The organism is Actinomadura barringtoniae, from assembly GCF_017573505.1.
Lineage (GTDB): Bacteria > Actinomycetota > Actinomycetes > Streptosporangiales > Streptosporangiaceae > Spirillospora > Spirillospora barringtoniae.
The window spans coordinates 206,725-218,690 of record NZ_JAGEOJ010000017.1 but is presented as its reverse complement, the minus strand read 5'-3'; the positions used below and the strand labels follow the sequence as shown (position 1 = coordinate 218,690).

General features: G+C 69.9%; 15 protein-coding genes. 4 read left to right on the top strand and 11 right to left on the bottom strand.

The window, feature by feature from the left end:
• From J4573_RS37420 to J4573_RS54565, 4 genes are all read right to left on the bottom strand, one after another.
• A complete protein-coding gene (locus J4573_RS37420) occupies nucleotides 1–231 on the bottom strand; it encodes a hypothetical protein (protein ID WP_208260831.1) in 231 nt (76 codons plus the stop codon).
• Nucleotides 228–419 carry a hypothetical protein gene (locus tag J4573_RS37415; RefSeq protein WP_208260830.1) on the bottom strand — a complete coding sequence of 64 codons (192 nt, stop codon included), beginning with the start codon at nucleotides 417–419 and terminating at the stop codon, nucleotides 228–230. Before J4573_RS37415 ends, J4573_RS37420 begins: the two co-directional genes overlap by 4 nt.
• A gap of 28 nt (nucleotides 420–447) precedes the next feature.
• Nucleotides 448–921 carry a carboxymuconolactone decarboxylase family protein gene (locus J4573_RS37410; RefSeq protein WP_208260829.1) on the bottom strand — a complete coding sequence of 158 codons (474 nt, stop codon included), beginning with the start codon at nucleotides 919–921 and terminating at the stop codon, nucleotides 448–450.
• 86 nt (nucleotides 922–1,007) lie between these two features.
• Nucleotides 1,008–1,187, bottom strand: coding sequence for a DUF397 domain-containing protein (locus tag J4573_RS54565; protein WP_208260828.1), 180 nt, complete (start codon nucleotides 1,185–1,187; stop codon nucleotides 1,008–1,010).
• A gap of 239 nt (nucleotides 1,188–1,426) precedes the next feature.
• Between J4573_RS54565 and J4573_RS37400 the strand changes: the two genes are divergently transcribed.
• From J4573_RS37400 to J4573_RS37390, 3 genes are all read left to right on the top strand, one after another.
• The gene (locus tag J4573_RS37400; protein ID WP_208260827.1) at nucleotides 1,427–2,794 is read left to right on the top strand and encodes a M1 family metallopeptidase; all 1,368 of its coding nucleotides are present in this window, start codon (nucleotides 1,427–1,429) and stop codon (nucleotides 2,792–2,794) included.
• A gap of 10 nt (nucleotides 2,795–2,804) precedes the next feature.
• Nucleotides 2,805–2,957 (top strand): alpha/beta hydrolase fold domain-containing protein, encoded by a 153-nt coding sequence (locus J4573_RS37395; RefSeq protein WP_208260826.1) that lies wholly within the window; start codon nucleotides 2,805–2,807, stop codon nucleotides 2,955–2,957.
• Nucleotides 2,958–3,085: 128 nt separating this feature from the next.
• Nucleotides 3,086–3,535, top strand: coding sequence for an ATP-binding protein (locus tag J4573_RS37390; RefSeq protein WP_208260825.1), 450 nt, complete (start codon nucleotides 3,086–3,088; stop codon nucleotides 3,533–3,535).
• A 371-nt stretch (nucleotides 3,536–3,906) separates the two neighbouring features.
• Here J4573_RS37390 and J4573_RS37385 read toward each other — a convergent pair whose 3' ends face one another.
• Both J4573_RS37385 and J4573_RS37380 read right to left on the bottom strand, forming a co-directional pair.
• Nucleotides 3,907–4,641, bottom strand: a complete 735-nt coding sequence (locus tag J4573_RS37385; protein ID WP_208260824.1) for a DUF7873 family protein — start codon at nucleotides 4,639–4,641, stop codon at nucleotides 3,907–3,909.
• 48 nt (nucleotides 4,642–4,689) lie between these two features.
• Nucleotides 4,690–5,241, bottom strand: a complete 552-nt coding sequence (locus J4573_RS37380) for an LOG family protein (RefSeq protein WP_208260823.1) — start codon at nucleotides 5,239–5,241, stop codon at nucleotides 4,690–4,692.
• Nucleotides 5,242–5,395: 154 nt separating this feature from the next.
• Here J4573_RS37380 and J4573_RS37375 point away from each other — a divergent pair, with 154 nt between their 5' ends.
• The gene (locus tag J4573_RS37375; RefSeq protein ID WP_208260822.1) at nucleotides 5,396–6,076 is read left to right on the top strand and encodes a GntR family transcriptional regulator; all 681 of its coding nucleotides are present in this window, start codon (nucleotides 5,396–5,398) and stop codon (nucleotides 6,074–6,076) included.
• A 1-nt stretch (nucleotide 6,077) separates the two neighbouring features.
• On the opposite strand, the gene J4573_RS37370 is transcribed toward J4573_RS37375, so the two are convergent.
• From J4573_RS37370 to J4573_RS37350, 5 genes are read right to left on the bottom strand one after another with little or no spacing between them, the layout of a single operon-like run.
• Complete coding sequence (locus tag J4573_RS37370) at nucleotides 6,078–6,890, bottom strand: TIGR03619 family F420-dependent LLM class oxidoreductase (protein ID WP_208260821.1); 813 nt, start codon at nucleotides 6,888–6,890, stop codon at nucleotides 6,078–6,080.
• Entirely contained in the window at nucleotides 6,887–8,980 is a 2,094-nt protein-coding gene (locus J4573_RS37365) for an acetate--CoA ligase family protein (protein ID WP_208260820.1), read from the bottom strand. Before J4573_RS37365 ends, J4573_RS37370 begins: the two co-directional genes overlap by 4 nt.
• The gene (locus J4573_RS37360; protein WP_208260819.1) at nucleotides 8,977–9,933 is read right to left on the bottom strand and encodes an acyl-CoA dehydrogenase family protein; all 957 of its coding nucleotides are present in this window, start codon (nucleotides 9,931–9,933) and stop codon (nucleotides 8,977–8,979) included. The genes J4573_RS37365 and J4573_RS37360 overlap by 4 nt, the downstream gene beginning before the upstream one ends.
• Nucleotides 9,930–11,075 carry an acyl-CoA dehydrogenase family protein gene (locus J4573_RS37355; RefSeq protein ID WP_208260818.1) on the bottom strand — a complete coding sequence of 382 codons (1,146 nt, stop codon included), beginning with the start codon at nucleotides 11,073–11,075 and terminating at the stop codon, nucleotides 9,930–9,932. Before J4573_RS37355 ends, J4573_RS37360 begins: the two co-directional genes overlap by 4 nt.
• The gene (locus J4573_RS37350; protein ID WP_208260817.1) at nucleotides 11,075–11,908 is read right to left on the bottom strand and encodes an enoyl-CoA hydratase; all 834 of its coding nucleotides are present in this window, start codon (nucleotides 11,906–11,908) and stop codon (nucleotides 11,075–11,077) included. The genes J4573_RS37355 and J4573_RS37350 overlap by 1 nt, the downstream gene beginning before the upstream one ends.
• Between the last annotated feature and the right edge of the window lie 58 nt (nucleotides 11,909–11,966).

Here is an 11,966-nt window from a genome sequence, read left to right as displayed (position 1 = left end):
CTACGGGACGGCGCCGGTGCTCGCCCCGCAGGGGGCCGGTCTCGCTCTTGCCCTCGACGAGGATGGTGTCGCCCACAGCGTGCTCTCCGGCAGAAACCTGACCCGGGCCAGCGCCTCGGCCAGGCTCGGCCCCTCGACGTAGGCCGTGGCCAGCCAGGGAAACCCGGCGTCGACATCGGCGTCGATGACCCTCGCGGTGTAGGCGCCGCTGACCACCCGGGCCGCGCTCACCTCTTGCCGGAACCACTCCCGGGCCCCGGCTCCTCGACCAGCCCCGCGCGGATCACCTTGACCGCGACGAGGCGCCCCGCCGGTGACCGGCACTGACAGACCACGCCCATGCCACCGGCGCCGAGCCGCCTCAGCACGGTGTACTCGGAGATCTGGAGGGGATCCGAGTCGCTGCGAGGCTCCGCCACGTCCCCAGTATCGGGCCTAGATCACCGGCTAGCCGAACTGGCCGGGCTGGTAGTTCCCCGCGGGCTGCTTGACCATGACGTTCATCCGGTTGAACGTGTTGATGATCGAGATGGTGCACACCAGCGCGGAGAGCTGTTCTTCGTCGAAGTGCTTGGCGGCGTTCGCCCACACCTCGTCGCTGACCCCGGTCGCGCTGTCGGCGATGCGGGTGCCCTCCTCGGCGAGCTCCAACGCCGCCCGCTCCGCGTCGGTGAAGACCGTGGCGTCCCGCCAGGCCGAGACGAGGTTCAGGCGCTCCCAGGTGTCACCCGCGTGCACGGCGTCCTTGAAGTGCATGTCGGTGCACCCGCTGCAGCCGTTGATCTGGCTGGCCCGAAGCCGCACCAGCTCCTGCGTCCTCAGCGGCAGAACGGAGTCCGGTACGGAGTGTCCGGCCGTGACGATGTGCTTGATGAACTTCTGAGCGACCTCGCTGCTGTAGAAGTCGATCCGCGCTTCCATAATGATCTCCCTTGCCGTGTTCATGGCTACACACCCATGACGAGTGGGCCAGGCAAGGTGTGACATCCCGAGGGACGGGCTCAGACCTAGCGGTCCTTAAGAGAGGTGAGCAAGGCCCTCCACTGAGCGCCCCCCACCACGATCATCGGCCCATCAGGATCCTTGGAATCCCGAAGGGCAACCACACGATCTTCCGCCCGCGCCACTTCGACGCATTCCTGTGCGGCGCTGCCACTGTGGCTGTTCTTCTGCCACGCCGACGCCACCCTGCGGCCTTGAGGGTGTAGCCGCGTTCTTCCCGCACTTTGCGGAGCACTTGACCGATCCGGCGAAGGCGGATCGTGGAGGGCTGACGCGCGTTCATGACGAGCAGGTTGTCACGCTGAGCAATGAGCGCGCTACAGAATCTTGGAGCTGTCAAAATCCACTGAGTGGGGAAAACCGAACCCTGGATTCCCGTGCTGGCACGATCGATCGCGGGGGCGATCCTCGCGAGCATCAGGGCATGGGCATATCAATCTCCTTGCTGGCGGTCGGGCTGGCCGCGTCCAGTGTCAGTGGGTTCACACCGGGGGCTCCGGGTGTGGGCGACCCGTGGTTTCCGGCCGAGGGCAACGGCGGCTACGACGTTCAGCACTACGACCTCGACCTCTCCTACAACCCGCAGACGCGGCGGCTGGACGGGAACGCGCGGATCGAGGCGCGGGCCACGCAGAACCTGTCGCGGTTCGACCTGGATCTGCAGCAGCTCGATGTGAAGAGCGTGCGGGTGAACGGGCGGAGCGTCTCGTTCAGGCGGGACGGGCAGGAGCTGGTCATCACGCCTGGGCGAGGGCTGCCTAAGGGGTCTGCCTTTGTGGTGCACGTGGCTTACGGGGGTGAGCCCAAGCCGATCGGGGGTGGCGCTCCGCACGGGTTCATCCCGACCGATGACGGTGCCGTCGTGCAGAGTGTTGGGGACGCCGCCTCGACCTGGTTCCCGAGCAACGACCATCCGTCCGACAAGGCGAGCTACGGATTCACCGTGCGCGTGCCGAAGGGACTGAGCGTGGTCGCCAATGGTCGGTTGGTCTCGCGACGTTCGGAGGGTGGCACGACGACGTTCAGGTGGGTCGAGAGGGACCCGATGGCGACCTACCTGGCGACCATCGACATCGGGCGGTGGCAGATCAAGACCGGGAGGACGCCCGGGGGCATCCCGGCGTACGCGGCGGTCGATCCGAGGCTCGACATGGGCTTCTACTGGGACAACACGCTGAAGATCACTGATCTGTGGGCGAAGAAGTTCGGGCGCTATCCGTTCGACTCGACGGGCGCGATCGCGACGAAGGCGACCTACAACGGTAAGGAGCTGCCGTTCTCCGAGGAGACGCAGACGCGGCCTGTCTACTCGGGGGTTCACTCCAGCGCGACGATCGCTCATGAGCTGGCCCATCAGTGGTTCGGCGACAGCGTGAGCATGAAGAGCTGGAACGAGATCTGGCTCAACGAGGGCTTCGCGACGTTCGCGGCTTGGTATTGGGACGAGGTGAAGGGTGGGAAGAGCGCGCGTCAGCAGGCTCGCGACACCTACAACGCCTATCCGGCGGAGTCCGGGTTCTGGAAGGTCGTCGTCGCGGACGCGCGGGTTCCCGACCAGGACTCGGGGGCGCGGGTCTACCTGGGCGGCGCCATGGTGCTGCAGCTGTTGCGGGAACGGCTTGGGGACGAGCGGTTCTTCAAGGTGCTGCGGGCTTGGACGGGTGAGCACCGGCATGGGAACGCGACGTCGAGGGAGTTCGCGGAGAGGGCCTCTCGGGTTTCCGGGCAGGACCTGAGCGGGTTCTTCCGGACGTGGGTCTTCTCCCCCGGCAAGCCGCCGATCGGTGCGTGATCAGGGCGGGATGCCCGACGTTTACGCGACTCCGGCGCCGGCAGAGGATCTGGCCGGGCTGCCGCCGGTCTTTATCGCCACGGCTGAATTCGATCCCGTTCGTGACGAGGGCATGATTTACGCCGAGTTGTGCGCGGTGCTCCGCCGCAGGCTGGCGGCCTAGCGCCGCATCACGCGCCACCTGGTGAACGTTGATCCTGTGGTCCTCGCCAGACCATGGAAAACCGTTCTCTTCCTGTTTCGGTACGACCAGTCTCATCGGTGACATCGACAGGACGAGAAGGGCGCCCGATGCCACCGAAGGAAACCCGCGACTCCGAGCGGGCGGTCATCGCCTCGCTCACGCTCCCCGGCCACGAACGTTCGGCCGCGCACATCGGCCGCTTCGTGCGCGACACGCTCGGCGCCGACCATCCCGCGGTCGACGACGTCAACACGTGCGTGAACGAGGCGTTCACCAACGGGGTGGCGCACACGGCCAGCGGGCGCGGCGGAAAGATCACCGTCACGCTGGCGGCGGCGCCGGGCGTGCTGCTCGCCGAGGTGACCGACGACGGCGCGAACGGGGACCGGCCGCACCTGCGCAGGCCGGGCGTGGAGAGCGGGCGGGGCATGCATCTGATCAACGCGCTGACGGGCGGCTGGGGGCTGCACGCGGACGGTGATCGCACCACGATCTGGATGCGGTTCCCCAGCGCATGGAGCGGGGCCCGGGGGTTTTGCCGCCCCCCGGGCCCCTGAATTGCCGCCCAATTGGCACACCGGCACGTCTTTGAACGTGGATCAGTCTCAAGAGCCCTCGCGCGTTGCCGTTACGCCATCGTCCATCGAGCTGGACGAGCCGGACTCGAACCGGCATCTCGAGGGTGTTCGTCCACGTCCGCGCGATCCGGTGATCGGCGGCGAATGCTGAGTCTGGAGCGAGAGTCTGAGATTAAGGGGCGGCGCCTCTGCCATTTGGGCTACTTCCCCGCGAATGGGGAAGGCGGGGTTCGAACCCGCACTGGACCTTGTCCCGTTCAGCTTCAACTTCAGTTTCAGCTTGCGCTCCTTGCGCACCCTCCGCGCTCGGGCGGAGGGGGTCTATTGAGTTGTCGTGCCGCCGCGGGCCGTCAGCCGAAGAGGTAGCCGAAGACGGCGTCGCCGATCCGCTGGTCGGTGACCTCGGCGCCGTTGGCCTCCTCGCGCGCGAACTTGACCGCGTCCTGCAGCTTCTCGACGCGCGCGAGCAGGTCGTTCACCCGCTTGGCCGGGAGCGCGCCGGAGAACTTCACCGTGGTCCAGGTGCCGACCGGGATGTCCTCGTAGTAGACCTCGACCTGCGCCGGGTGCTTCTCGGTGGCCTCGGCCTTGACGTGGTTGCGCGGGACCTTCTTGGTCTTCACCGTCCGCACGGGCTCGGTGCGCCACACGTCGGTCGAGGCGTCGTGCGTCCAGGCCTCGGCGGCGTCCAGCACCGGCAGCTTCTTCACGAACGTGTGCAGGTCCTTGAGCTGCTTCTCCAGGAAGAGCAGGTAGGAGACCGGCACGTCGCGCAGGAGGGTGTCGCCGTCCACCTTCACGTCCGCGCGGGCCTGCATGTTGGCCCAGTCCTTGGTCGCGGTCACGTCGAAGAGCCTGGTCAGCGACGTCGCCACGTCGCGGAGCACGTCGTCGATCTTGACCTGGACCCGGGTCGACTCGGGCGGCAGCTGCTCGCCCTCCTCGTCCTTGGGCTGGTACGTACGCGAGATGCCCGACAGCAGCGGCGCCTTCTGTACCTGGTGATGCGCGTCCGTGAGGTCCTGGAAGGACTTGCTCTTCACGCCCTTCTCGACCGCGATGATCTGATTCAGCTTCGTCGCCACTGGTGTCGCGCCCCCTTTCGAAATCAGGCACGACCGTAGCAGTGCGAATCAGGCGCTTTCACCAGGTTTTCCCACGCCACCCGTCAGAGCCGCCATCGCGGCGGCGGGGCTGTCGGCGAAGGCGATCATTTCGTTGAGCGGCCGGGCCAGGAAGCCGTCGTCGGCGATGCGGCGCAGCTGCTGGATCATGCCGTCGTAGAAACCGGCGGTGTTGAGCAGCAGCACCGGCTTGGCGTGGTGGCCGTGCTTCTTCAGCTCGAGGATCTCGGTCGCCTCGTCCAGGGTGCCCGTTCCGCCCACCATGACCACGACGGCGTCGGCCGCGGCGAGCATGCGCGCCTTGCGCTCGGCCAGGTCGCGGGTGATCACCATCTCGTCGGCGTTCTGCCGGGCCAGCGGTGCCAGGAACTCCACCGAGATCCCGACCAGCCGCCCGCCGGCGCGCTGCACGCCATCGGCCATGACCTTCATCAGCCCGGTGTCCGAGCCGCCCCAGACCAGGGTGTGCCCGCCGGAGCCGAGCATCTCGGCGAACTCGCGGGCGGGCTTGACGTAGCGCTCGTCGAGGTCGGCGGCGGAGCAGAAGACGCAAACGTTCACTCGAACACCGTAAGCCACGCCCCGCCGAGGAAGATCGGCGCCGTCACTGTCGGCCAGATCACGCCGCCGCGTCGGGGTTTCCGCGTGCCCGAAGCGCGGAGCTGGCAGAATGGGGGCACAGATCATGCTTCATGCATGAAAGGGAGGAACGCTCGTGACGGACGGCGTGGTGCCCAGGCGGCAGGAACGGCCTCAGCTGAGCGACGAGGCCGCCTCCTACGCCCGTGAGCTCATCATGTCCGGGCAGGTCAGGCCGGGCGAGTACGTCCGGGTCGAACGCATCGCGGGCGACCTGGACATCAGCATCACCCCCGCGCGGGAAGGGCTGATGGCGCTGCGCGGCGAGGGCTTCGTCGAGCTCGCGCCCCGCAAGGGGTTCGCGGTGTCGCAGCTCAGTCCCGCGGACATCCGCGACATAGCGTTCGCCCAGGGGGTGCTGGCCGGCGAGCTGGCCGCGCGCGCCGCCCGCAAGCTCACGCCGGAACGGCTGGGCGAGATCGAGCGGGTCCAGGAACTGATCGAGAAGGACGCGAAGTCGGCCAGGCCCGATCAGATAGACGAGCTCAACTTCCTCTTCCACCGCGAGATCTACGTGGCCGCCGAGGCGCCCAAGCTGACCTGGATGATCGACACCGCGACCAAGTACACCCCGCGCCGCTTCCACGCGGTGATCCAGGGCTGGAACCGCATCGCCGTCGAGGACCACCAGGTGATCCTCGGAGCCCTGCGCCTGAAGGACCCCGAAGCGGCACGGGCCGCGATGAACGAGCACATGGTCCACTCCGGGGACCTGCTGGTGGAGCACCTGGACGAGCGCGGCTTCTGGGCCGGTTGAGTCAGAGCCCCTCTGCCGCGAAGCGACGCATGGCGGCGGCGGGGTCGTCGGGCAGGTCGGAGTAGAGCTTCTGCGGGCGCAGCCTGACCGAGTCGGCACCCGCCTGGGCGAGTTCGCCCAGATCTCGGCCGTTGTCGCTCCAGGCAACGACCTCAAAGCCCTCGGGGCGGGCGGTGCGGAGCTCGGTGATGTTGGCCGCCAGCTCGGGGCCGCTCTGGGCGGGGGCGATCCAGCCGTCGCCCAGCTCGATCGCGCGGCGCAGGGCGCGAGGGCCCGCACCGCCGATGAGGATCGGCGGGCGTTCGGCGGGCGCGGGACGCATGGTGAACGCGTCGAGGTCGTAGTGCTCGCCGTGAAACTCGACGGGCTCGCCCGACCAGGCGAGGCGGCAGATCTGGATCGCCTCGTCGAGACGTCCGCCGCGTCCCTCGAACTCCTGCCCGGCCAGCACGAACTCCTCCCGCAACCAGCCCGCGCCCACGCCGCACGACACCCGGCCACCGGTCAGCACGGCGGCGGTCGCGACGGCCTTGGCGACCGCGAGCGGATGGCGGAGCGGCAGCACGTAGACGCTGGTCATAACGCGCAGGGTCCGGGTGGCCTGGCCCAACGCGGCCGCGACCACCCATGGATCGCCCCAGTGCGGAGCGTCCTTCCAAGGGGCGTCGCCGTAGGGGTAGGGGGTGGAGATCTGCTCCGGTGCGGCGAGATGGTCGGCCAGGGAGATTCCCGCGAAGCCGAGCTCTTCGGCCAGCCGGGCCAGCTCGACCACCTGGTCGATGGGCACCTGGGTGAGATGGGCGTACACCTTCACTGCAGGACCACCAGGGCGTCCACGACCAGGGCACCGGTCTCCCCCGCGATGATCGGGTTGATGTCGATCTCGGCCAGCTCGCCGGCCAGGTCGGCCGCCAGCTCCGACAGCCGCACCACGATGTCCACGATCGCCTCCTCGTCAGCGGCGGGACGGCCTCGCACGCCGTGGAGCAGAGCGCTCCCGCGCAGGGAACGCAGGATCTCACGGACCCGTCCGGGCTCGGCGGGCGCGAGGGTCAGGGCGGTGTCCTGCAGCACCTCGACGAACACGCCGCCGAGGCCCGTCATCACCACAGGCCCGAAGACGGGGTCCACGCGGGCACCGGCGATCAGCTCGACGCCGGGGGCCGCCATCCGCTGGACGAGGAGGCGCACGTCGCCGATCCCGGCGTCACGGGCCAGGTTCATGATCTCGGTGGCGGCGTCGCGTACGGCCGTTTCGCCGGTGAGGCCGAGGCTGACGCCGCCCAGGTCGGACTTGTGGGCGACGTCGGCGGAGAGGAGCTTGACCGCGACGGGGAACCCGATCTCGGCCGCGGCGGTGACCGCGTCGCCGGGGGTGGTGGCGGGGCGTTCGGGCGTACAGGGGATTCCGTAGGCGCGGAGCAGCTCCTTGCTCTGCGCCTCGTCGAGCTGCTTGTGGCCCGCGTCGCGGGCGCGCGTGATCACCTTCATCGCGGCGGCGGTACGGGCCGGATCGGGTTCGGTGGGAGCGGGGGTGGCCGAGCCGCCGGCATGGCGTACGAGCATGCCGAGCGCGCGAAGGGCGCGGTTCGCGTCGTCGTAGGCGGGCACGCCGCGTTCGGTGAGGCGGCGCAGCGGCGTGCCGTCGCCACCGGTCCAGGCGACCACGATCGGCTTGTCGGTCTCGACCCGGGCGAGGGCGTCGACCAGCTCGGTGGCATCCCCCGCGAGGACTCCGATGAAGACCGCGATGACGTCGGTCCCCGGATGCGCGCACGCGATGTCCAGCGCGCAGGCGAGGATCTCGGGCTCGGTGTTGAGCTGGGCGGTCATGTCGACCGGATTGGCCGCCGAGCCGTAGGACGGAATGACGGCGGCCATCCGCCGTTGCCACTCGGCGTCCCATTCGGCCTGGCGGAGGCCGAGCTCACCGGCGAGGTCGGTCATCAGGATGCCGACGCCGCCGGACATGGACAGCACGGTCAGCCGGTCGCCCGCCGCCCGCTTGCCGACGGTGAGGATCCGCGCGGCGTCGACGAGGTCGGCCATGCCGTCGACGCGGACGACCCCGGCGGCCTCGAACGCGGCGTCGTAGACCGCGTCGGACCCGGTCAGCGCACCTGTGTGGGAGGCGACGGCCAGAGCGCCCTCGGCCGTGCGGCCGACCTTGATCGCGACGACCGGCTTGTCGAGCTCGCGGGCGCGGCGGGCGGCGCGCAGGAGCTCCGGCCCGTCGCTCACGCCCTCGGTGTAGACGAGCAGCGCGCCCACCTCGGGATCTTCGGCGAGCGCGGTCATCGCCTCGGCGACGGTCAGGTCGGCCTCGTTGCCGGTGTTGACGAACGAGTGCACGCCGATGCCCGCCTGTTGCGCGGCCGACAGCACGCAGGCGCCGAACGCGCCGCTCTGGCTGACCAGCGCGACCGGCCCGATGACCGGCTCCAGGCCGTGCAGAGCGCGGGAGAACGAGGCGACGACGCCGTTCTTCAGCGCCATCGCACCGATGCAGTTCGGCCCGAGGATCCGCATGCCCGAGCTCTCCGCCAGGCGGGCCAGCTCGTCCTGGAGGTCGGCCTCGCCCGCCTCGGCGAATCCCGAGGCGAAGACGACGGCCAGCGCGACTCCGGCCTCGGCGCATTCGTGCAGCGCCGCCATGACGCGGGACGCGGGAACCGTGAGGACGGCCAGGTCGATCGGGCCGCCCGCGGCGGCGAGGGTCGGGTGGCAGGGCAGTCCCTGGACCTCGTCCCTGGCCGGGTTGACGCAGACGATCCGGCCTTCGTAGCCGGCCTCCAGGAGACCGGCGACCGGGCGGCCCGACAGCTTGTCCGGATCGGCGGACGCGCCGATGACGGCGATGGCGCGGGGGGCGGTGAGGGCGGTGAGCAGGTCGGGTCGGGTCACGGGAGACGTACCGCCTCGTCTTCGTCGATCAGGAGGGCGGCCACGCGGAGCCGGTGATGGTCGGCGTCGCCCCAGGAGGAGGTGAGGGTCCAGGTGCGGCGCAGCCAGCGGTGCAGCTCGCACTCGACGGTGTAGCCGATCGCCCCGTGCACTTGGAGGGCCGTGCGGGCGGCGCGGTGGGCGGCGTCGGCGGCCAGCGACTTGGCGGCCGAGGCGTCTCGCGAGGTCGTGGGTGCGTTCGCGGCCAGGGAGTACGCGGCCTGGTGGACCGAGGGGCGCGCGAACTCGACGGCGACCAGGGCGTCGGCGAACTGGTGCTTGATCGCCTGGTACGAGCCGACCGGGCGGCCGAACTGGACGCGCGTGCTCGCGTGCTCGACGCTCATGTCGATCATGCGGCGGGCGACACCGAGCAGGTAGGCGGCCGTGAGGATCGCGCCCCGGTCGAAGGCGGTCGCGGCATCGGCGGTGGGCAGCGGCTCGGTGGCCTGTGCCGACACCGTGAAGAGGCGGCGCTCCTCATCGAGTGAGGGCCGTTCGGCGGTGGTGAAGTCCGTCGCCGCGTGCCAGGCGCCGCCGCGTTCGACAAGGACCAGCGCGGCGCGGTCGGCGGCGACCGCGTGGGAGGTGCCGGGCTCGGTGACCGCCACGACACACTCGCCCCCGGCGACCTTGGGCAACCATGTCCCGGCGAGTGGACTGCCGCGCAGCAGGCCGGTCGCGATGGCGGTCTCGATCAGCGGCTCGGGCGCGGCCGCGTAGCCCGCCGCCTCGATCGGCGCGAGCAGGTCGACGTCGTCGCCGTCCGCCCCGCCGTGCTCTTCGGGAACGAGGAGGCCGGGGATTCCCAGCTCGGCGAGGCGGGCCCATCGCTCCGGGCCGTTCTGCCCGGCGAGGAGCTTGGCGGTGGCGACGCCGAAGTCGCGCTGCTCGGTCGTCAGTCCCAGCCTCATCGGGTCTTCTCCTTCGGTTCCTTCGGCAGGCCCAGGACGCGTTCGGCGATGATGTTGCGCTGGATCTCGTTCGTTCCGCCGTAGATGGGCCCGGCGAGCGCGAACAGGAAGCCGTCCGCCCAGGCCGTGCCGGGCAGGTCGGCGTCGGGGCCGAGCAGCCGGAGCGCGGTCTCGTGCAAGCGCAGGTCCATCTCGGACCAGAAGATCTTGTTGATGCTGGACTCGGGGCCGATCGCCTCCCCCGCCTCCAGCCGGGTCAGTGTCTGGAAGGTGTAGAGCCGGTACGCCTCGGCCTCGATCCAGGCCCGCGCGACGTCGGCGCGCAGGGACTCACCGGGCGCGGTGGCGCGGGCAAGGTCGACGAGACGGTCGGCGGCGGCGAGGAAGCGGCCCGGGGAACGCAGCGTGAGGCCGCGTTCCGAGCCGGTCGTGGACATCGCCACCTGCCAGCCCTGGCCGGGCTCGCCCAGCACGTTCTCGTCCGGGACGAAGACCTCGTCGAAGAACACCTCGGCGAAGCCCGGCTCGCCGTCGAGCTGCCGGATGCCGCGCACCGTGACGCCCTCGGCGTCCAGCGGCACGAGGAAGTAGGTGAGGCCGCGGTGGCGCGTGGATCCCGGCTCGCTGCGGAACAGGCCGAACAGCCAGTGGCCGTGGGTCGCGCGGGTGCTCCAGATCTTCTGGCCGCTGAGCCTCCAGCCACCGTCGGCGCGTTCGGCGCGGCTGCGGATGCCGGCCAGGTCGCTGCCGGCCTCGGGTTCGGACCAGCCCTGCGCCCAGATCTGCTCGCCGCGCGCCATCGCGGGCAGGAAACGGTCGCGCTGCTCGTCGGTGCCGTACTCGAAGAGAGAGGGGGCGAGCAGGAAGATGCCGTTCTGGCTGACCCGCATCGGGGCGCCGGACCGGTAGTACTCCTCCTCGAAGATCAGCCACTCGGTGAGGGAGGCGCCGCGCCCGCCATAGCGCTTCGGCCAGGTGACCACGGCCAGCCCGGCCTCGTGCAGCGCCGCCTCCCATTCCTGGTGCAGCTTGAAGCCCTCGGGAGTGTCCATGGACGGCAACCGGCCCGGGCCGTTGGCGGTCAGCCAGGCGCGTACCTCCGCGCGGAACGCCTTTTCTGTGCTGGTGAAGGCGAGGTCCATCAGTTCCCCTTCATCGTCTTGGCGTCCTGACCGGCGAGCGAGTCGCCGCCGGATTCGGCGTTGTGGGCATGGGCGAGGTGGTGCAGGCCGAAGACCGAGTCCATCCCGGCGTGCATGCCCTGCAGGTCCTCGGCCTGGTTGACGGCCTTCTTGGTGAGGGACAGGCCGAAGCGGGGCATGCGTGCGATGCGTTCGGCGAGCACGTGGGTCTCGGTCTCAAGGTCCGCGCGCGGCACGATCCGGTTGACCCAGCCCAGCTCGTACGCGCGGGACGCGGGCATGCGGTCGCCGGTGTAGAGGAACTCCTTGGCGACGCGGGGCGGCATCACCCAGGGATGCGCGAAGTACTCGACGCCCGGGATTCCCATGCGTACGACGGGATCGGCGAAGAACGCGTCGTCGGAGGCCACGATGAGGTCGCACACCCAGGCGAGCATGAGCCCGCCCGCGATGCAGCCGCCCTGCACCATGGCGATCGTGGGCTTGGGCAGCTCGCGCCAGCGGCGGCACATGCCCAGGTAGACCTCGGACTCGCGGGCGAAGCGGCTCTCTCCCCCGGTTTTGCCCACGTGGTCCCACCACAGGCCTGCTTTGCGCTGGAAGCTCTGGTCGGCATCGCGGCCGGGCGTTCCGATGTCGTGGCCGGCGGAGAAGTGCGGACCGGCGCCCGCGAGCACGACCACCGCGACCTCGTCGTCGGCGGCGGCCCGGTAGAAGGCCTCGTCCAGCGCGTACGTCATCGCGGAGTTCTGCGCGTTGCGGTAGTCGGGCCGGTTCATCGTCACCACGGCGACCCGTCCGCGCCGCTCGTACTCGACAACTTCGGTGGTCATCTGTGTCCCTTCGGTCAACCCATGGACAACATCATGCATGATGCATGAAGATGTCAAC

Bases quoted from the DNA above. Each gene is read 5' to 3' on its own strand.
- J4573_RS37410 (WP_208260829.1), bottom strand. From the start codon at position 921: ATGGAAGCGCGGATCGACTTCTACAGCAGCGAGGTCGCTCAGAAGTTC.
- J4573_RS37400 (WP_208260827.1), top strand. From the start codon at position 1,427: ATGGGCATATCAATCTCCTTGCTGGCGGTCGGGCTGGCCGCGTCCAGT.
- J4573_RS37395 (WP_208260826.1), top strand. From the start codon at position 2,805: ATGCCCGACGTTTACGCGACTCCGGCGCCGGCAGAGGATCTGGCCGGG.
- J4573_RS37390 (WP_208260825.1), top strand. From the start codon at position 3,086: ATGCCACCGAAGGAAACCCGCGACTCCGAGCGGGCGGTCATCGCCTCG.
- J4573_RS37360 (WP_208260819.1), bottom strand. From the start codon at position 9,933: ATGAGGCTGGGACTGACGACCGAGCAGCGCGACTTCGGCGTCGCCACC.
- J4573_RS37355 (WP_208260818.1), bottom strand. From the start codon at position 11,075: ATGGACCTCGCCTTCACCAGCACAGAAAAGGCGTTCCGCGCGGAGGTA.
- J4573_RS37350 (WP_208260817.1), bottom strand. From the start codon at position 11,908: ATGACCACCGAAGTTGTCGAGTACGAGCGGCGCGGACGGGTCGCCGTG.